The organism is Synechococcus sp. N19 (assembly GCF_900474045.1).
Classification (GTDB): domain Bacteria; phylum Cyanobacteriota; class Cyanobacteriia; order PCC-6307; family Cyanobiaceae; genus Parasynechococcus.
The window spans coordinates 165,497-182,667 of record NZ_UCNR01000005.1 but is presented as its reverse complement, the minus strand read 5'-3'; the positions used below and the strand labels follow the sequence as shown (position 1 = coordinate 182,667).

20 protein-coding genes and 1 pseudogene are annotated in these 17,171 nt (G+C 53.7%); 8 read left to right on the top strand and 13 right to left on the bottom strand.

Annotated features, from left to right (window positions below; all coding sequences use genetic code 11):
* Positions 1-37 precede the first annotated feature (37 nt).
* Positions 38-352, top strand: coding sequence for a Tat pathway signal protein (locus DXY02_RS02865; protein WP_114987917.1), 315 nt, complete (start codon positions 38-40; stop codon positions 350-352).
* Here the strand turns inward: DXY02_RS02865 and DXY02_RS02860 are convergent.
* The 3 genes from DXY02_RS02860 to DXY02_RS02850 form a co-directional block, all read right to left on the bottom strand.
* The gene (locus tag DXY02_RS02860) at positions 313-1,338 is read right to left on the bottom strand and encodes a mechanosensitive ion channel family protein (RefSeq protein WP_114987916.1); all 1,026 of its coding nucleotides are present in this window, start codon (positions 1,336-1,338) and stop codon (positions 313-315) included. The two genes, DXY02_RS02865 and DXY02_RS02860, sit on opposite strands and share 40 nt — an antisense overlap.
* 65 nt (positions 1,339-1,403) lie before the next feature.
* Positions 1,404-2,021 carry a DUF938 domain-containing protein gene (locus DXY02_RS02855; RefSeq protein ID WP_114987915.1) on the bottom strand — a complete coding sequence of 206 codons (618 nt, stop codon included), beginning with the start codon at positions 2,019-2,021 and terminating at the stop codon, positions 1,404-1,406.
* 2 nt (positions 2,022-2,023) lie between these two features.
* On the bottom strand, positions 2,024-2,341 hold the full coding sequence (locus tag DXY02_RS02850; protein ID WP_114987914.1) for a metalloregulator ArsR/SmtB family transcription factor: 318 nt from the start codon (positions 2,339-2,341) through the stop codon (positions 2,024-2,026).
* Between the two features lie 60 nt (positions 2,342-2,401).
* Between DXY02_RS02850 and DXY02_RS02845 the strand changes: the two genes are divergently transcribed.
* The 3 genes from DXY02_RS02845 (at position 2,402) to DXY02_RS02835 (ending at position 5,020) form a co-directional block, all read left to right on the top strand.
* On the top strand, positions 2,402-3,424 hold the full coding sequence (locus tag DXY02_RS02845; protein ID WP_114987913.1) for an ArsJ-associated glyceraldehyde-3-phosphate dehydrogenase: 1,023 nt from the start codon (positions 2,402-2,404) through the stop codon (positions 3,422-3,424).
* Positions 3,421-4,671 (top strand): organoarsenical effux MFS transporter ArsJ, encoded by a 1,251-nt coding sequence (gene arsJ / locus DXY02_RS02840; RefSeq protein WP_114987912.1) that lies wholly within the window; start codon positions 3,421-3,423, stop codon positions 4,669-4,671. The genes DXY02_RS02845 and arsJ overlap by 4 nt, the downstream gene beginning before the upstream one ends.
* Before the next feature lie 127 nt (positions 4,672-4,798).
* Positions 4,799-5,020: a hypothetical protein gene (locus DXY02_RS02835; protein WP_041435027.1), complete on the top strand. Its 222-nt coding sequence runs from the start codon at positions 4,799-4,801 to the stop codon at positions 5,018-5,020.
* Between the two features lie 166 nt (positions 5,021-5,186).
* Here DXY02_RS02835 and DXY02_RS02830 read toward each other — a convergent pair whose 3' ends face one another.
* Positions 5,187-5,399 carry a hypothetical protein gene (locus DXY02_RS02830; protein WP_011364797.1) on the bottom strand — a complete coding sequence of 71 codons (213 nt, stop codon included), beginning with the start codon at positions 5,397-5,399 and terminating at the stop codon, positions 5,187-5,189.
* A 218-nt stretch (positions 5,400-5,617) separates the two neighbouring features.
* Here DXY02_RS02830 and DXY02_RS02825 point away from each other — a divergent pair, with 218 nt between their 5' ends.
* A complete protein-coding gene (locus DXY02_RS02825; protein WP_114987911.1) occupies positions 5,618-5,872 on the top strand; it encodes a hypothetical protein in 255 nt (84 codons plus the stop codon).
* A 120-nt stretch (positions 5,873-5,992) separates the two neighbouring features.
* Here DXY02_RS02825 and ppk2 read toward each other — a convergent pair.
* From ppk2 to DXY02_RS02805, 4 genes and pseudogenes are all read right to left on the bottom strand, one after another.
* Positions 5,993-6,817: pseudogene (gene ppk2, locus DXY02_RS02820) on the bottom strand (polyphosphate kinase 2).
* A 184-nt stretch (positions 6,818-7,001) separates the two neighbouring features.
* Positions 7,002-7,370, bottom strand: a complete 369-nt coding sequence (locus DXY02_RS02815; RefSeq protein ID WP_114987910.1) for a hypothetical protein — start codon at positions 7,368-7,370, stop codon at positions 7,002-7,004.
* A gap of 59 nt (positions 7,371-7,429) precedes the next feature.
* Positions 7,430-8,044, bottom strand: coding sequence for a DUF4335 domain-containing protein (locus DXY02_RS02810; protein WP_114987909.1), 615 nt, complete (start codon positions 8,042-8,044; stop codon positions 7,430-7,432).
* A 7-nt stretch (positions 8,045-8,051) separates the two neighbouring features.
* Entirely contained in the window at positions 8,052-8,600 is a 549-nt protein-coding gene (locus DXY02_RS02805; protein ID WP_114987908.1) for a DUF3038 domain-containing protein, read from the bottom strand.
* Positions 8,601-8,837: 237 nt separating this feature from the next.
* On the opposite strand from DXY02_RS02805, the gene DXY02_RS02800 reads away from it, so the two are divergent.
* From DXY02_RS02800 to DXY02_RS02790, 3 genes are all read left to right on the top strand, one after another.
* Positions 8,838-9,899 carry a hypothetical protein gene (locus tag DXY02_RS02800; protein WP_170951455.1) on the top strand — a complete coding sequence of 354 codons (1,062 nt, stop codon included), beginning with the start codon at positions 8,838-8,840 and terminating at the stop codon, positions 9,897-9,899.
* A 655-nt stretch (positions 9,900-10,554) separates the two neighbouring features.
* Positions 10,555-10,749 carry a hypothetical protein gene (locus tag DXY02_RS02795; protein ID WP_114987906.1) on the top strand — a complete coding sequence of 65 codons (195 nt, stop codon included), beginning with the start codon at positions 10,555-10,557 and terminating at the stop codon, positions 10,747-10,749.
* 129 nt (positions 10,750-10,878) lie between these two features.
* Complete coding sequence (locus DXY02_RS02790) at positions 10,879-11,574, top strand: ParA family protein (RefSeq protein WP_114987905.1); 696 nt, start codon at positions 10,879-10,881, stop codon at positions 11,572-11,574.
* A 77-nt stretch (positions 11,575-11,651) separates the two neighbouring features.
* Here the strand turns inward: DXY02_RS02790 and DXY02_RS02785 are convergent, their stop codons facing one another.
* The 5 genes from DXY02_RS02785 to DXY02_RS12090 all read right to left on the bottom strand — a co-directional run bounded on the left by DXY02_RS02785 (position 11,652) and on the right by DXY02_RS12090 (position 16,067).
* On the bottom strand, positions 11,652-12,107 hold the full coding sequence (locus DXY02_RS02785; RefSeq protein WP_114987904.1) for a cupin domain-containing protein: 456 nt from the start codon (positions 12,105-12,107) through the stop codon (positions 11,652-11,654).
* Between the two features lie 1,332 nt (positions 12,108-13,439).
* Positions 13,440-13,682: a hypothetical protein gene (locus DXY02_RS02780; protein WP_137024370.1), complete on the bottom strand. Its 243-nt coding sequence runs from the start codon at positions 13,680-13,682 to the stop codon at positions 13,440-13,442.
* A 722-nt stretch (positions 13,683-14,404) separates the two neighbouring features.
* A complete protein-coding gene (locus DXY02_RS02775) occupies positions 14,405-14,746 on the bottom strand; it encodes a hypothetical protein (protein WP_114987902.1) in 342 nt (113 codons plus the stop codon).
* A gap of 100 nt (positions 14,747-14,846) precedes the next feature.
* Positions 14,847-15,395 carry a hypothetical protein gene (locus DXY02_RS12095; protein ID WP_137024367.1) on the bottom strand — a complete coding sequence of 183 codons (549 nt, stop codon included), beginning with the start codon at positions 15,393-15,395 and terminating at the stop codon, positions 14,847-14,849.
* A gap of 231 nt (positions 15,396-15,626) precedes the next feature.
* Positions 15,627-16,067, bottom strand: coding sequence for a hypothetical protein (locus tag DXY02_RS12090; RefSeq protein WP_137024365.1), 441 nt, complete (start codon positions 16,065-16,067; stop codon positions 15,627-15,629).
* Between the last annotated feature and the right edge of the window lie 1,104 nt (positions 16,068-17,171).

Genomic DNA, 17,171 nt, shown 5'->3' with positions numbered 1-17,171 from the left:
ACCGGGGTGATAGATCTGAATTGAGGGCAGATTCCCCATGGCAGTTTTTTCTCTCCCTTGTTCCAGCTGTGGAACACCCGTTGAGATTCCGGGGCGTTACGGCTTCAAGTTGAAGAGTGCAGGCGTCACCAACACGGTGTGCACCCGCTGCCGGCAGGGCGCATTTCTGGCGTCACGACGCGACAACCTCTCCAGCCCGATCGCCCTTGCTTCCAGTTCTGATCGTCGTCGTCTGATCCCCTTCACCGCTGCTGTGGCGGCCTTGGCCCTGTTGATCGGGGGTGTTGTTTGGCGCTCAGCTGTGCCGACGGCTCAGGAGGCTTTGCCGGCGAGTGAATCTCCCTCCAAGTAGAGCGTCCTGCTTGGGAAGGCAAAGTCGATTCCTGCTTGGGCGAAGGCCTCCATGATTCCGAGGTTGATGGCTTGCTGTTCGTTCAGAGCGACCGTGAAATCACGGGTGTCGATGTAATAAACCAGTTCAAAATTCAAGCTTGAATCAGCAAATTCGGTGAAGTGGCAGCGGTTGAAGGTGCTGTGGGCCTGATCATCGATCACGGCCTGAACCATCGTCGGGATTGCCTTCATCTGCTCGAGCGATGTGTTGTAGGTGACGCCAATTGAATAGATCATCCGGCGTTGCGCCATTTCAGCGAAATTGAGGATGGTTGAGCCTGTAAGGGATGAGTTGCTCATCACCACCTGTTCGCCGCGCAGGCTGCGCAGATGGGTGGAGCGAACCCCGATGCGTTCCACCGTTGCCGAGGTGGAGCCCACCGTGATGAATTGCCCAACGGTGAAAGGCTTGTCCAGAAGAATCATCAGGTAGGCGAACAATTCCTGGGCCGGTTCTTTCAGGGCCAAGCCAATGCCGATGCCGCCGGCACTGAGCAAACCCCAGATCACCGTCATCTTCACGCCCAGGCTCTGCAGCACCAACAAGGTGCCGATCGCCCACACCACGGTTTTCAGCAGCGGGAGCAGGCTTTGGAGCAGTTGTTGAAGATCATCCGCGCCTGCACGGCGCACCAATCCGAAAAGGAATCGCGCTCCGATTCGGTTGACCAACCGAATCAGAATGATTGTGCCAACAATGCGCAGCGATGTGTCGTAAGCCCTTGCAATGTTGTTGGGCAAGCCCAAATCATCCCGAGCAAGGATCAGAGTGACCACCAAGCCGAAAGGCACCACCGAAGCGGCGAAGGCGTTGAGCACGAAGTCGTCGAAGTCGGTTTTGCTTCGCTTCGTGAACCGAGGAAAAACTGTCTTACAAAGAAACGCCAGGGTCAGAGTGATGGCTGAACCGATCAGCAGCTTCGCTATGAAATCAGTCAGATCCATCGCTCACACCGGAGATACCGCGTGATTGTCGACGGCCTTCCAGGCGCTGGCAAGCGAGATGGGGCTCAAGCGCGCTGAAACACCAAAGTCAGATTGTTGGCGGGCATGGAGACCACGTTTTCGGTGTTGAAGCCAGCCTTGGCGGCGATGGCTGTTACTTGATTCAGCTCCCGCAATCCCCATTGGTGGTTGCGTTCCCTGAGGGATTGGTCGAAGGCGGCATTGCTTGCGCTCGTGTGAGCACCATTGCGCCTGAATGGGCCATAAATGATCAAGGGGGCGCCGCTGGGCAGCAACAGGGCTGATTCCTCGAGCACAGCATCCGTGCAGCTGGCTGGACTGATGTGCAGCAGGTTGATGCACACAACAGCCTTCACGGCCCCTTGGAGGTTCTGGGGCAGGGGCCAGGGGCGGTGTTCAACATCGAGGTTGAGGGCTGCTGGCATCACCTGGCTCAGAGCCTGGTGCTGGATCCAGGCGTTGATGCTGGCGCGATGGTCTGGATCCGGATCGCTGGCCTGCCAGCGCAGATGGGGAAAGCGCTGCTGAAAGCAGACGGCGTGCTCACCACTGCCGCTGGCCAGTTCCAGCACGGCTCCTGAGCCAGGCAAGAGCTGCTTCAGCAGATCTCCGATGGGGCCGCGGTTGCGTTCCGTGGCCGGGAAGAAAAGCCGTTGGTCCATTGTCAGCTCGGGCAGGGGGCAGCGCTCTGGCTGCAGTGGAGGCGCAGTTCGGCCAGCCAGGCTTCCAGGGCTGCCAGGGCGTCCGGTTGCAGGCGGTAGTAGATCCAGCGGCCGCTCTGCCGATCCGTCAGCAGCCCCGCCTCTCGCAGCACCCTGAGATGGAACGAGAGCTTCGACTGGGAGAGGTTGAGCTCACCGGTGAGGTCACAGACGCATCGTTCCCCCTGTGCCAGCGCATGGATCACGTCGAGACGGATCGGGTCGGCCAGTGCTTTGAGCAGCTGCCTCGACTGCTCCCTGTTGAGGGTGTTCTGGATCACAGGAGCAGTGTCCCCCGCTCTGTTTGGATCAACATAATTTGATTGATCAAAGGAGCTGGTATGCGGATCGGCATCAATGGCTTTGGACGGATTGGGCGCCTGGTGTTCCGGGCCCTCTGGGGACGGCCCGGCATCGAACTGGTGCATGTCAATGATCCCGCTGGCGATGCAGCAACGGCGGCCCACCTGCTGGAGTTCGATTCTGTGCATGGTCGCTGGGATCGAGGCATCACCAGCAGTGCTGATGGATTCAGCGTGGAGGGATCCGCACTCACCTGGTCCAGCGAGAAGGACCCCACCGCCGTGCCCTGGAGCAATCGGAGGGTGGAGATGGTGCTTGAAGCCAGCGGCAAGATCAAAACGCCGGAGACGCTCAATCCCTATTTCGATCAGCTGGGCCTCAAACGGGTGGTGGTGGCCTGTCCCGTGAAGGGTGTGGTTGCCGGTGAGGACGCGCTCAACATCGTTTACGGGATCAATCACCACCTCTATGAACCGGCGCGCCACAAGTTGGTGACGGCCGCCTCCTGCACCACCAACTGCCTGGCGCCTGTGGTGAAGGTGGTGCACGAGAGCTTCGGCATCGAGCACGGCCTGATCACCACCATTCACGACATCACCAACACCCAGGTGCCGATCGATTCCTTCAAAAGCGACCTGCGCCGGGCACGCTCCGGGCTCAGCTCACTCATTCCCACCACCACCGGTTCGGCCAAGGCGATCGCGATGATCTTCCCTGAGCTGAAGGGCAAGCTCAACGGTCATGCCGTTCGTGTTCCCCTGCTGAATGGATCGCTCACCGATGCGGTGTTCGAGCTCAAGCAGAGCGTCACGGTGGAGCAGGTGAATGCTGCGTTCCAAGCAGCTGCGGAAGGGCCTCTGAAGGGAATCCTGGGTTACGAGGAACGCCCGTTGGTGTCGTGTGACTACACCAACGACAACCGCAGCTCGATTGTCGATGCTCTCTCGACGATGGTTGTTGATGGCAATCAGCTGAAGGTGTTTGCCTGGTACGACAACGAATGGGGCTACAGCTGCCGCATGGCCGATCTCACCTGCCACGTGGTTGGTCTGGACGGATGAAGCTCTCCCCTCTGCAGCAATACGGCATCGTCACCGCCAACTACTGGGCCTTCACGCTCACCGATGGGGCCCTGCGGATGTTGGTGGTGTTCCACTTCCATCAACTCGGCTACACCACCCTCGAGATCGCCTTCCTGTTTCTCTTTTATGAGCTGTTTGGGGTGCTCACCAACCTGTACGGCGGTTGGATCGGTGCCTGCTACGGGCTGCGGCTCACCCTCTGGGTGGGAACGCTGCTGCAGATTCTTGCGTTGTTGATGTTGATGCCCGTCGCCGCCAGTTGGCCGAAACTGTTGAGCGTGATCTATGTGATGACCGCCCAGGCCATCAGCGGCATCGCCAAAGATCTCAACAAGATGAGCGCCAAGAGTGCCATCAAGACGGTGGTTTCGGAAACGCCGGAGGATCAGCAGCAGGGGCAGCAGCAGCTGTTCAAGTGGGTGGCGATCCTCACGGGATCCAAGAACGCCCTCAAGGGTGTGGGCTTCTTTCTCGGTGGGGTGCTGCTCACTGCCTTTGGCTTCAATACTGTCGTTGGCTGGATGGCGGCAGGTCTGGCCCTGGCCTTCCTGCTCACGCTGGTGCTGCCCGGGGAGATCGGAAAGATGAAGTCCAAGCCGGCCTTTTCGTCGCTGTTCTCCAAATCCCAGGGCATCAACGTGCTGTCCCTGGCGCGCTTCTTTCTGTTTGGTGCCCGGGATGTTTGGTTCGTGGTGGCTTTGCCCGTGTTCCTTGAGGCCTCCCTGGGCTGGAGTTTCTGGGAGATCGGTGGCTTCCTCGGTCTCTGGGTGATTGGCTACGGCATCGTTCAGGGATCAGCGCCTGGTCTGAGACGGCTCTGGGGGCAGACCACATCCCCGGGAGCATCTGCTGTGCAGTTCTGGAGTGCTCTGCTCACCGCCATTCCCGCCCTGATCGCGGTGGCGCTGTGGCGCCAGGTGGATGTGGCGGTCGCCATCACCGCAGGCCTTGCCGCCTTTGGGGTGGTGTTCGCGATGAATTCGTCGATCCACTCCTACATGGTGCTGGCTTACACCGATGCGGAGAGCGTCAGCCTCAATGTGGGCTTCTATTACATGGCCAATGCGGCCGGACGCTTGGTGGGCACGTTGCTCTCGGGGGCAGTGTTCATGCTCGGCCGAACCGAAGCCGCGGGCATGCAGGCCTGCCTCTGGGCTTCATCCCTGCTGGTGTTGTTGTCGTGGTTCAGCAGCCTCAGGCTTCCTGCTGCGCGAAACGCCACTTGATCGGGGCATGGGTGAAGCAGGACGGGGCCAAACTCTGAATTTCTGCTGAATATCGCCGCGTTGGTAGGGATTCAGACACCCGCAAGCAGAGATTTTCTTCTGAATGGATGAAATCGTTTCTGTTCCCATGCGTGACGAGCCTGGAAGCCCCGATTGTCGTTTGGTGATCGATGCCAAGCGATCCCTGGAGGATGTGCTGCGTTTGATCGCTGATCTGCCCCATACCGACCACATGCGGCGGCAGCTCTTGTCGGTGTACAACCAGCTGGAGGGCATGCACGACCTGAAACGCAGTGGTGGTGCCAATGTGTCGTTTCGTTCCGCCGATTGGAGTTCTTCGGCGAAGTGATCCGGTTGACACCGATAAGGTCAGGTGTCGCCTTTCGCTGTCCTGAGAGATGTTTGAAAACGACCGACGTCCGGCTTGGCTGAACTGGGTCTTCCTGGGGATGTTCCTCTGGTCGTCGTGGCAGCTGTTTGGGTTTTGGTCCCAGCGGCTGAGTGGTTGAAGGGCCTTAGACCAACACGCCGGTCAGACGCAGCGTTCCCCACAGGTCGAAGACGCAGAAAATCAGTCCGATCACGATGATGTCCCAGGCTTTGTGGCGGATGGCCCAGGGGGCAAGGAACAACTCCGCGATCCCATGCAGTGCCGTTCCAATGGTGATGTGCTCCAGCACCAGCAGGCCATGGGCCACCAGGAACAGTGCACTGGCGATACACCGCATTAGGACTTGCCAGGAACCGAGCAAAGCCTGCAGAACTGGATTATAGATCACCTTAAAGCGTGCTGCTGTCATGACTCAAGCCCGCTGCAGATGATATTCCCCGTATTTCTCGGAATGTGAGGTACAAGATCGATCGCTACGTTGAAGTTCTCGCCCCTTCGTTGTCTCTGATGCGCCTTCAACAATCGATTGCTGATCAACTCAAATAGCGCAAAGAGTTGCTTTACAACCTCGGAGTGATTTTATCCTATGCCTCAATGCTGACCTTCTTCTGGCATGGCGTCAGCATGCTGGTTGCCAAGGAACATCCCAAGCACACCTTGGTTGTGTATGCCGCTCTCACATTTTTTACGATCGTGGTGATGGCTCCCTACAAGTGGGACAAAAAGTGGATGCGGATCAAAACCTCGATTGGGATGTTGGTGTTTGGCATGTCACTGTTGATCTATTTGTTCTGCTGGTTTGCGTATTGATTTGGATTGTATGGATTGCAATGGCTTTGCTCTAATCGCAACCCATCGGTCTGCCTGAGGGCGGCACATCGATGGGTTGATTGGATTCACAAGCAAATCGTTTTTGATGGAGTCGCTTGATCAGTCCTTGTAGGGATAGTTGTTGGGTACAAAGAATTGCTCGTTGAAAGGAGGCCGCTTGTAGCTTCCTTGCTTCGGGCGCTTCGGCATCTTGATGGGTGGCGGTGTCATGTCTTCATAGGGCACCTTGCTGAGAATGTGGCGCAGGCAATTCAAGCGGGCGCGGCGCTTGTCATTGGCCTCCACGGTGAACCATGGGGCTTCCGGGATATGCGTTTTGGCAAACATGGTGTCCTTCGCTTTCGAGTACTCCACCCAGCGGTTGCGCGACTCGATGTCCATCGGACTCGTCTTCCAGCGACGCTCTTCGTTATCAATGCATTCCTGGAAACGTTTTTCCTGTTCGTCATCGTTGATGGAGAACCAGTATTTGAGCAGCAGGATTCCGTCCTGCACCAGCATTTGCTCAAACTGTTGGCGCGACATATAAAACTGCTCCACTTGTTCGCGTGTCGCGAAGCCCATCACTTTTTCCACACCGGCCCGGTTGTACTAGCTCCGGTCAAAGACAACGATTTCTCCGGCACTGGGAAAATGCTCCACATAGCGCTGGAAATACCACTGGCTTTTCTGATGCTCTGATGGCGTGCCCAGGGCTACCACCCGGCATCCCCTGGGGTTCAAGGACTCCGTCAGCCGTTTGATCGATCCTCTCTTGCCTGCGGCGTCCCGTCCTTCGAACAGGATGATCATGCGAAAGCCTGTGGCTTTCACCCAGTACTGCATCTTCACCAGTTCCGTCTGGAGTTTGGCCAGCTCTTTTTCGTAGACCTTTTTGTTCAGGCGTTTGTGCTTGTTGGAACAACCCTTCTGCAGTTCCTCCATGATTTCCTGCGGTTGGTCGACATCACCATCGCTGTAGTGATCGATGGCCTCGAGGACGGCTGTCATGTCGTGGTCGACGGTCTGGCTCATGCTTTCGGTGGATCACCAGTTCAGTTCTGCCAGCGCTGCAATCTGCGGGGTCGATCTGGTCCGATTTTTTACGGAATGTCTGGTGTGTTCGGCTTCAGCGCCTGCCTTGAATAGGGGGCGATACCACCAGTCGGATGATGCGAATCAACCTCCAAAGCGCACCAAGCAAGAGGATGCCCGCCAGAAGCGCGATGGCAGCGATCAGCACGATGGCGGCGAGCCCGAGCATGGCTTCCAGTAGTTGCTGAACGCCGCCAATCAGGTCATCAATGGCCTGGCTCAGCAGCAGCATGATGTCCACCTGCTGGGGCAGCTGATTCAGCAGAACTGCGATCCCTGCGGCAGCAGCCAGCATCAGCATGACAACCGTCAACTGCCGCAGGACGGGGCCATAGGGGAAGCGGCGACGGGGGCGGAAGACCCGTCGTTGATCACGTTTGCTGCTTCGGCGCGCCTTCCTCATGGCATCGGTGTGATCAGGGTGCCGTCACTGCGGCGATTCTGAAGCGTGTTTCCTGCACGTCAACGGTCGGACTGCGTTTCAGGCTTGTCCACCGGTGCCAGTGTTGGCGATGTCTCCTTGATCTCCTGGGGCAGAGGCACAAGCAAGGCGGTGGCGATGCTGCACGCCAGAGCAACCCCAGCCAGAAGGGGTGGTCCGAGGCGTTTCTGCAGAGGAATGCGACCGAAGATCTCCTGACGCCTCAACGGGCGGTCTTCGGGGAACGTCCAGGTCAGCTTGACCCGGTTGTCGAGCCGCAAGCGATCAAGGCAACGCACCAGATCGGCCAGTTCGGCGTCATCGAGCTTGAGCTGCAGCGGCTCAACGCCCTCCCGGCTGCTGCGCAGTTCCAGTCGATGGTTGGCTTGATCCGGCGCGATGCTCACAAAACCGCATTCCAGACCAAAGCAGCGCTGCACGCCGGACAAGCGATGCCTGGCGTAGGGCATCACCGCTGCCATCAGAGCCTCGAGATGATCCCGGGTTCCTTCCAGTTCCGGTGCTCCAATCAACTGTAGCCGCCAGGACGACAGGATGCCGATCGCCTCATTGGACTGTCCGGCGGAGAGGTCGGGAAAGCCTTCCACCACCAGCCGTGCTGCGGTCTGTTCGTATTGGTATGTCGTTTTCAACATGGTCGGCCTAGGGCGTGGGGTCGAGCAGGGTTGCGCGGAGTCGATCGATTCCACCTGGGCCTGCGCAGAACGCCAGGGTGCTGATCAGCTGGCGGTGCACCTGGCCCGCCGGTTCCATGGTGAGCAGACGAACAACGGCTTCCCGGCGCGGATTCATCCGCTCTTCGATGAGGTCCCGCAGGCGCTCGTGGAACAACTGCCAACGCTGTTGGGTGAGTTGTTCGGGTTCGCGGCTCGAAAGGAGTTGATGGAGCATGGGGTAGAGCCGATCAGCCATGGCACACACCAGACAGATCAGGGATTCGGCATCCACCGGGTCGAGCTGGTCCCGCCGGGTGGTGCGCCGAAGCGGGTTATGACAGCGCCGCTTCCAGAGTTCAACCCGGTTGGGGAATTGCGTCTGGAGACCCATCTGTTTGCTGGTCCAGACCATCGCCTCGCCACCATTCAGATCAAGAGCCTCAATGGTCAGCAGCAATAGGTCGAGACGCTCGACGCCCCGCCGGCTGAGACGCGCGCCATCGGTGGGTGCGCTGGAGGCTGGAGCTTCAGTCATGGCTGCGATGACAATGAAGTCAGGCTGTGACTGACTGCTACTTGGGTTTTACGACTCTCTCGCAGTTCTCTGTCGCAGAACTCTCGCAGTACTGAAACCATGGGGAGACCGAGGAAGCCGATCCAGCAAAGGTCGAACGGAGTGTATTGCGTTCAGCTCCATTTGGGAGGCAAGCGTGTCATGCGTTCTTTGGGGACCAGAGACATTGAGGTTGCTCACCGTCGAGCTGCCCAAGCGATGGCAGAACTGGAGGCAGCTCACAAGGCCAGAGATGAGGGTAAGACGAGGTGGCGAGATGCCGAGGAGTTCAGCAGTCTTCTCGAACTCTCTGATGTCCTTGATCCTCAAACCACTGCTGAGCAATACACGGGCAAGCGGGCTCAAGACGACGGATCCGGAGCATTTCTGGACAAGAACACTGAGGCACTCGCTCAAGCCCTGCTCAAGAGGGAGGTGCCAGCTACTTGGAACGATCTCATCCGAGAGGTCGAACGCATCCGCAGAAGGAAGAACCTGTCTCCTTTCTCCGCCAGCTGGCACCGAAATGTGGGTATTGCCATCAAGCAGTGTCCATTCGAGCTCGCTGAAGCAACCCCAGAAGCGATCAGGGAGTGGATCGATCAAATGCAGGATTCAGGCCTCACTGTTCTGACCATCAACAGCAAGTGCTCATTGCTGTCGGGGCTGGTTGCTAAGTGCATGAAGTCAGGCCTGCTTCGGGGGCTGACCATGAACCCTTTCGATGCCGCGGACTACAGCGCTGGGGAGGCAAACCACATCTACACAGCAATTGAACGGGATTACCGGGATCTGTCTTTGCTCCTGCCAAAGCTTCTCAATAGGCAGCTCATCCCTGTCCTGATTCAGGTCTATTGCGGTACGCGCATCAGCGAGGTCAGGAATCGGAAGCGTGAAGACTTCGATTTGGAGCTTGGCACGATGCAAGTTGCTGTAGGCACAGCGAAGAACAAATCCTCTGTCAGAACTATTCCGTTGCCGCCAAAGGTATTGGAGCTTTTGAAGCAGTTCCCTTTTGAAAAGGGTTGGGGTACAGCGTCTCAAATCAACATCAGGCTCAAAAGCATCAACCCTGAGCTAACGACTCATAGCTTTAGGCATGGCCTCACAGACTTGGGTAGGAGGAATCAAGTGGACCCAGCTCACATCGAAGCGCTGCTTGGTCACAGGCTGTCGATTAGTCAGATGTCCAATGTTTATCGACAGGGATATGACCCAGAGGTTTTGCGAAAGGCTATTTCTTCTACATGGAAAAAGATTGATGCGTGGTTGCATATTTGAGTCAGCAAGATTTTGAATCGCAAGATGCCGATGAAACTCCCGGATCTTGCTGAAACAGGCCTAGAAGCTCTTCTAAGATCTCTCTTTCTAGTTAAATGATCAATCCATCACGCAGCGCCTATCTCTCGCTGCAGGCTCTCCTGAGGGCCTCTGGGTAATCGGGCACTATAACGGGGGAATAGCTCAGTGCTTTCCACCATCGTCAAAGAAAAGATGATTAAAAAACTCGTGGATTGGAATCCACGTAAAAGAAATGGGTGACTCTGAATACCTTCGGGAGTAAGTCCTCATCCGCGTTGTCAGACGCCAGGGAGAACAAGCCTTCAGGCAGCTTGTAGTAGCACCCGTTATCTGATCCCGTCAGCGTGACGCCCTAACACAGCGGCACCACCATGAACTCAAGTGAAATCGTCCTCTATGGAGTATTCATTTGATTCGTGTTTGCGGAGTGAGTGCTACAGGCGGAGCCTGCGGCAACACCTCCCAAACCGAATCTAAGTGAATACTTAACCAGGCACTTGTGTTGTTGATCAAATATTGATATGTGTTTCGTGGTCATCTATCAGCAAGGTGATGACAGAAGAGAGAGATGTGGTGATCAGCGCTTTGGGCGCATAGCTGGATAGGGTCCGCAGATCTTTAGCCCTGCTTAGCCGTGATCAAGAACCCGATCCTTTTGAAGGCTTGGAAAGTCATCACATGGCGGTGGCGGCTTCAGCTGGCGCTCAACGCGCCTTTTGGACTCCTGTGGGTGGCAGATAAGACCAACCCAGCTGTGCACGCCTTTGACATGTCAGTGCTCGCAGCACTTTATGCCGAGTGGCTGGCTCCAATGATGGGTATTGCTTGAGTGGCTAACCCCAAGAGAAAAGGGGCCCTGAAGCTGGGAGACACTGACAGGGTTGAAGCGGTAACAACCCAAGTATTGCCTTTCAGGAAAAAAACGCGATCCTGCTGCTAAGTCATTAGCTGCTGCCTGATGTTCATCACTGTTTTTGGTCAGAAAGGTGGTGTCGCCAAAACATGTAGCAGCGTTCACATTGCAGCTAGCTGGAGCCAGCAGCAAAAACGGGTCGTCCTTGTTGATGCCGACCGCAATAGATCGGCCACTGCTTATGGAGCTAGAGGGCTCTTGCCCTGCTCAATTGTGCCAATTGAAGCAGCAGCAAAAGCCACTCGGTCAGCAGAGATTGTTGTTACGGATGGTCAAGCGAGCAGCAACGAGGAAGAGATGAAGAATTTGGTAGAGGGTGCTGACTTCATTTTGCTGCCCACTACTACACAAAGTAGATCAATCGAATTGACAATTGAGATGGCGCAGATGATAAACAAATACAAGATTCCATATGCTGCACTTCTTGTAAAAGTTGACTCACGCAAAGAGGCTGCAGCTGAAAATGCTAAAGAATGTCTTGAAGGATTCGACATCAAGGTTCTCAACGTACAAATTCCCTTGTTAAGTGCATTTGAACAAGCAGAGACAGAAGGAGTCACTGTTGATCAAGCGATTGACAAACGCGGGCGTGCGAATCCACGCCGAATGGCTGGATGGTCCGCTTATTGCTCGGCCTGCAAAGAAATCGAAGATCTATACGAAGAGCACAAAAAACTCAATCCAATTCAGTCACCGATTGGATGGGACTTTACTCCTATGGAACAGCGTGTTTCAGCATGAGGACATGTGGAAACTAAAATCTGATGGGTATTAATTCTGGGTTCAGCTAGCATTCCAATCATTTCATGATGGTGAATTCAGTTAAGGAACACTGTTGTTGGCATGTCTTCAGCAGATGTTACTGTTACCCAAAGGATAGTCGGCTTGTTGCCGACATTTTCACTGTAATGAGGCGTGTCAACTCCTTTTAAAAAGGCTTGACCGGGCTTGAAAATAGTTTTGATTTCGCTTCCATCGGACATCACTCGAGTATTCATCAATGAGCCGGAGTTCACTCCTTGCACATAAACCATCATTGGAGCTGGATGCTTGTGCAGCGGAATCTTTCCACCAACTGGAATTTCAACTCGATAAAGACGCATTTCGGCCTTGCCATCAGGATATTTGAGAAAAGCTCCCTCAATCGTTTTAGATGCCGTGAAAATCTCATTAATTACAGGCTTCGCCGAAGTAACTCCAGGCTCAGTCGGTTTGTTCGAACTGCAAGCAGACACAAGCAAAGAGATTATCCCAAGTGCAATTACGCGCTTCATGTGAGGGCCTTTAGGGGGGGGCTGTGATTCTGACCATGTTTAGCAATAAGACCACACCTTGTAATCAAGAAGAATGGGAACTGTCTCCTGTCTTGTTGGTAGTGCAAAATTCTAACTCGATTTCAACGCTGAACTGTCTTCCCTCTAAAAGGCATCAGTGATTATCGCAGCCATTTCAGGCGTTGACGCGGAGCAACACCGGCCCAAGCCTTGATATGGCGATGCCGCTTTCGCGATCAACCGACGTACCCCTCGCAATAGCCCGAATTTGTCAGCGCAGAGTTGGCTCGGGGTCTTGAATTGATCCTTAAGGGCCAAAATACGTGACACAGATGTTGCTACCACTAACGGGCCAGCCTTTCGTCTGTTGTACTCGCCCTATATACCTGGAGAGCCCAATCGGTTTAGTGTGCAGATGAAAGTCACTTCCGAGCAGTGGGTCAAGGAGCTTTCTCTCGCTACTGAGTTGACGGCATATCTCACTGCCCGCACCAAGTCGAAGGCAAAGATGTGCACATACAGAGTAGTGGACACTGCCACAGATGATGTGGTGTCGACCGTTCGGTGTGGCAGGACCTTGATTCAATAGGCCAGCATCCGGCTTTTGGGCAATCTTGACGACTGCCGACCACATGTGGCCGATTTTCAGTTGTGCCGCCAAGTGTTGATCTCGTCAGTTGCTCCTCCTTGAGTGGGCTACTTGTCGACACCATCGCAAATGTCAGGGCTCTTATTCAGAACCGATTGATAGATTAAATACAGATCCCCGACGACTATCGCCGTAATTGCAGCTGTAGCTCCCAGCTGGATTAATGCCAGGTAAAGAATGAAGTCACCAACCATTTGCTCTCCTTGCCTGCTCTCTATCAATAGACGCAAACCTCACCTGTCAGGGCAGTTAGAACCTAACTTCACACTCAGATTTCACAGAAATATCTGAAGCCCATTTACGGAGGACCTTTGATGCTGCATCCCCATACCCCCTTTTGCTGTTCTGCGTCGCTTAACTTTTGTACAACTTAGTCGTGGTTTTACCCCAGAACCCAGTCATAACTCTGTGTTTGCAACGCTTTAGTCCTTGATAAACCGTATGCCTGTTCTGTTTCCGTAGCAATTTATGTGACGGGTCATTGAAGAACATAGCCACGAAAGTACTGCTCGCAGTTGATTTTTACCCCTTAGGGAGGCCAGGTCATCTTCTTGAAAGTCTCTGGATTCGCTTGGGGCTATGCCGCAGGAGTCCAGCCCACGTTCTGCTTCCAAATTGGCGTGATGTCTTGTCTGTGCGGTTGGGTCAGGGCTTGCCGAATGCCTGAATGGATTGATGTTTGATCAGTAGACGATGGGCTTACGGCCGCTTCTGCAGCTTAGGCGAGCAATCGCCAGCGAGGTGTTGATGTCGTTATCGCCGCCTGCACCTCTGAAGCTGTAGGAGAACTGGGCAGATTGTCTATCGCCATGCTCCCCCATCAGTTCTTCCATCACGCATTCTTTGAAAGCCACTTTCTTCTCCAAATAGTCCACTAGTAAAAGAGTTGGTATAGCGATCACTGCGCCTAACGCAGCTCGGGTCAACAGTGTGGTTGCTCTATTTGTATCCATGAACCCATTGTGCATTCATCCATCCTCAGTAGCCCAGCCCATCGGCTTCTGCTGCGTAGACACTCAGATCTCAGACTCTCGAAACGATTAGGGCAGAAGGTGATGTGGCAATCTACAGAGCTCTTGAATTGGTTGCTTGGATTACAAGGAGTTTTGCCTCACCTGTCTCGTCACGTTGGCGGCCATTAACACGGTGCTGAATTTGCGTTCACAACGACGGCTCTGAGCCCTTAGATCAGCTTTGAACGTCCCAGCAGGTATCCAACAACGAGGCCAGTTGCGGCCCCTTGGAATTGCCAAAGCTGTTTCCTGTATCGCCAACCAGCTCTATCCAAAGCAACACCAGCCCAGATGGATATCGCAACAATCAAAAGCAGGAGGAGGTTTTTCATCTGCGCTCTAGCTGAATTCCCACGTCACGATGACAGCCATTGCGGCTAAGAGAAGGAAAAACAACCAGTTCCCACCAGCTCCAAAAGCGAACATTGCCGCGATGAGCACTGCACTAACAGCAACCTTCAGGCGTTCATCCATTTGCAAGACGCTCACACTTCAATTTCAGTCTTCTCGTCAGTCTTCTGAGATCGCTTTGTAGAGGTCTGCTTCCTGTTCTGACCTCTAAGGCTCGCTTGTTACACCATACGGATTGAAAACTTCCAAGCCCCAACCCAGCCAGTAGGGATAGAGGACTCATTTTAGTAGCACCCCATGGCTTCATAGTCGGCCAGTACCCGATCAATGCGTGGGGCATATTTCTCGATAACTTCCTCTCTAGTTATTTCTCCGTCTGCTTCGTAGTTAGCCATCCTGATGTTCATGCAGTTAAGGATCTCGTTGTTAACGAAATTTTTCATGCATATAGCCTGAGTTTTCTCCATTGCTGGGAGAATGATTGCGTTTTGAGCTGCTAGTGCCTCGGCATCCATCGCAGATTTCAGGCGCGCAGCAGCTCTTTGTATTGCTTCGCATTGGGCATAGTCTATTGCCTGAGCACTAGGCATTAGGCACAGAACCAAAATAAGGAGCATCTTCTTCACTTAGAATGCCCTGGAGTACAACGAGTTTGGCTAGCCAGCTGCCATTTGTCACTATCACTTGCAGTTTTTGTCAAGAACTGACTTGACCTTAAAGTAATGCTTATGGTTTCTTTTCCCTCTTCTCAGGAGATAGCACTTGGCAATACAGATCGAACGCTTCCATTACGATATCTGGTTTGCTCTCTAGTAGATAAGCTTCTTTCTCTGACTTTCTGTTGCCTCTTATTTTTGTTGATGAGTCAAGTGCTGAGTCTCTGAATCCTCCAAGTGTACCGCTTCCACTTAGATTAAATAGTGTCCAGTCCTTTGAGCCTTTGCACCATTGGGCAGCATGAACGGCCTCGTGCGTCAGTGTTGTACTCAGTTGCTTCTTCGCGTCATTAAACTTGTCTCTTCCGGAAATGTCACCAAGCCTTGGATCTTCTAGGAGATTATCTACGCATAGATAAATTGCTCTATATCTAGAGATAAAATATCCTCTCATTAAATAGTTTGTTTTGCATGTCGGAGGGTTGGTTATTATAAGGAATTGTTTTTTTATCAAGAGGTCGTGTAGGGGCCTAGTCCTTTTGTTTATGTATCGGCGATAATCTGCTGCCTGCGTACTAAGGCCTGATGTAAGAAGGATTAGTAAAACAAAGATATGCATCGTTCGCCAGCTTTTGACGCATCTTGCTCCCTCTCGCGAAAGTCGAGGATTTTTGTCAGTTTCTAGCATCAGTAAGAAGCAAAGACCAGGAATTTTGAATTAATGGGAAAACGTGATTGTGAAATCGTGAAACCCACGCCTAGGGGTATGGGTATTTGCTTGGGAAAGACTTACTCATCATGTTCTTGCTTGAAGGGGGATGGTTAGTATTTTTTTGGACGGGCTTTGTTGTCATGGTAAAGCCGGCAGCGATACTTCTTTGATCTTTTCATGGCTTTCGGCGACAACAGAGCGTCCGTCGGGTGCGACCAGCACAATTGAATTGACCGATGGAGGTATCCCAATTACCTCCCAGCCAGGTGGGCCTCCCTGGAATCGGAATTCATAGCCGCCTGCATCTCTTTTTGTCAGACAGGGGTTGTTTGTTGGATTTAGATACATGCATCGAGCTGGGTGATAGATGCGCAATCCCCCATTAGATGCTGTAGCCGCCCCGCGAGCGAGGTTTATGGCGCGTTTTGACGCTGTTGGAACCAACTCCCTGGCTTCAGTCCGCACCATTGCTGGCATTGTGTGAGCGGTTACTAACAAGGTGCCGATTAGGAGAAATCGCTTCATTTGTGCGTAGTTCAACGACTTCCCCATTTTGCGAAAGCCTTTCAGTTCTTGCAACAGTGCTCCAGGTGCTGATCATCTCTTGCGAGAGTGGAAAGGCGAATTTGGTAAATACAATGGCTCGCTAGCTTCGCTATTGCGTGTTTCTTTTGGTTATTTTCTTTCGGCTTCAATAGATGTGCAGCATGTATAGATGGGGAAAACTTCTCCAGTTCTGTCTCCTTCGGTAATTGTTTCATTCCCTATGTGCCTGCAGCCAGGCTTACGAGACAGCGACTTTACGACTTTCTTGATGTCTTGGGCTTTCTCGTCGCTTAAATAAGTGTCCTTGCAGATCGCTGGATATTTGATTTCACCGCTCATCGCGAAAAAAAGTGATGTGAGTGCTATGAGTGGAGTCATTAATTGTTAGTGGTTAAGTAAATCTCTCGCAAGTGACAATCATGCGGAGTGACTAAATATACATAATCGCTTGGCTCACACCGACACTGTTTGATTGCTGGCCAAATCACCTGCTCCCTTTTGCGCTGGCCTCTCGATGTTTTTGACTAATCCATCAACCAATCCAGATCATCGTCCCAGGCTTTGTCTCTTCCGCTATGTGGCCTGCGTTTTCGCGGTTTAACTGATTCAACCAGTAGGAGGGGCGGAGGTGGCAACAGCGGTGGGGCTTGTATCTCCTTGCTTCTTGCTCGATATGGGATGACCGGCAGGCGTATGGGTTCCGCAGCTTGTATTGGGACTGAACTCGTAACCAAGATTCCCAGTAGTGCATCTCGTATGAGTCGTCCGAAAAACGACTCCTGTTTTCGATTGCATCGTTGAAGTGCTGGCTGTGCTCTCAGAAACATGTACTACGCACGTTGCCTCGCAGGAGTTTGTCATTAACTACTGCTATTGCTCCATTTCCTGCGGACGCTGCTTTGCGCCGGTGCTTGTTGCCCACCCCACCCTCTGCGTGTGCAAACGCAGTCCGTGCACTCCTCCATGCAGGTGTATTAGTGCGGCCAGCTGGGTTTAGGCAGCTTGAACAGCCTGAAGAAAACAGCATCCTTCTGTAGGCCTTTCTGACGGCAGGTGCATCTCGATCCTGCAGGCCGAGAGGGGTCTGCAGCAGGGAGTCGAGGACCACTTGGCCTCCTTCCGCGCCAATGGGGAGTC

What these genes read in the sequence shown, in the direction of transcription:
- DXY02_RS02865 (WP_114987917.1), top strand. Translation starts at nt 38, where the DNA reads ATGGCAGTTTTTTCTCTCCCTTGTTCCAGCTGTGGAACACCCGTTGAG.
- DXY02_RS02860 (WP_114987916.1), bottom strand. Translation starts at nt 1,338, where the DNA reads ATGGATCTGACTGATTTCATAGCGAAGCTGCTGATCGGTTCAGCCATC.
- DXY02_RS02855 (WP_114987915.1), bottom strand. Translation starts at nt 2,021, where the DNA reads ATGGACCAACGGCTTTTCTTCCCGGCCACGGAACGCAACCGCGGCCCC.
- DXY02_RS02845 (WP_114987913.1), top strand. Translation starts at nt 2,402, where the DNA reads ATGCGGATCGGCATCAATGGCTTTGGACGGATTGGGCGCCTGGTGTTC.
- arsJ (WP_114987912.1), top strand. Translation starts at nt 3,421, where the DNA reads ATGAAGCTCTCCCCTCTGCAGCAATACGGCATCGTCACCGCCAACTAC.
- DXY02_RS02835 (WP_041435027.1), top strand. Translation starts at nt 4,799, where the DNA reads ATGCGTGACGAGCCTGGAAGCCCCGATTGTCGTTTGGTGATCGATGCC.
- DXY02_RS02830 (WP_011364797.1), bottom strand. Translation starts at nt 5,399, where the DNA reads ATGCGGTGTATCGCCAGTGCACTGTTCCTGGTGGCCCATGGCCTGCTG.
- DXY02_RS02815 (WP_114987910.1), bottom strand. Translation starts at nt 7,370, where the DNA reads ATGAGGAAGGCGCGCCGAAGCAGCAAACGTGATCAACGACGGGTCTTC.
- DXY02_RS02810 (WP_114987909.1), bottom strand. Translation starts at nt 8,044, where the DNA reads ATGTTGAAAACGACATACCAATACGAACAGACCGCAGCACGGCTGGTG.
- DXY02_RS02805 (WP_114987908.1), bottom strand. Translation starts at nt 8,600, where the DNA reads ATGACTGAAGCTCCAGCCTCCAGCGCACCCACCGATGGCGCGCGTCTC.
- DXY02_RS02800 (WP_170951455.1), top strand. Translation starts at nt 8,838, where the DNA reads ATGGCAGAACTGGAGGCAGCTCACAAGGCCAGAGATGAGGGTAAGACG.
- DXY02_RS02790 (WP_114987905.1), top strand. Translation starts at nt 10,879, where the DNA reads ATGTTCATCACTGTTTTTGGTCAGAAAGGTGGTGTCGCCAAAACATGT.
- DXY02_RS02785 (WP_114987904.1), bottom strand. Translation starts at nt 12,107, where the DNA reads ATGAAGCGCGTAATTGCACTTGGGATAATCTCTTTGCTTGTGTCTGCT.
- DXY02_RS12095 (WP_137024367.1), bottom strand. Translation starts at nt 15,395, where the DNA reads ATGCATATCTTTGTTTTACTAATCCTTCTTACATCAGGCCTTAGTACG.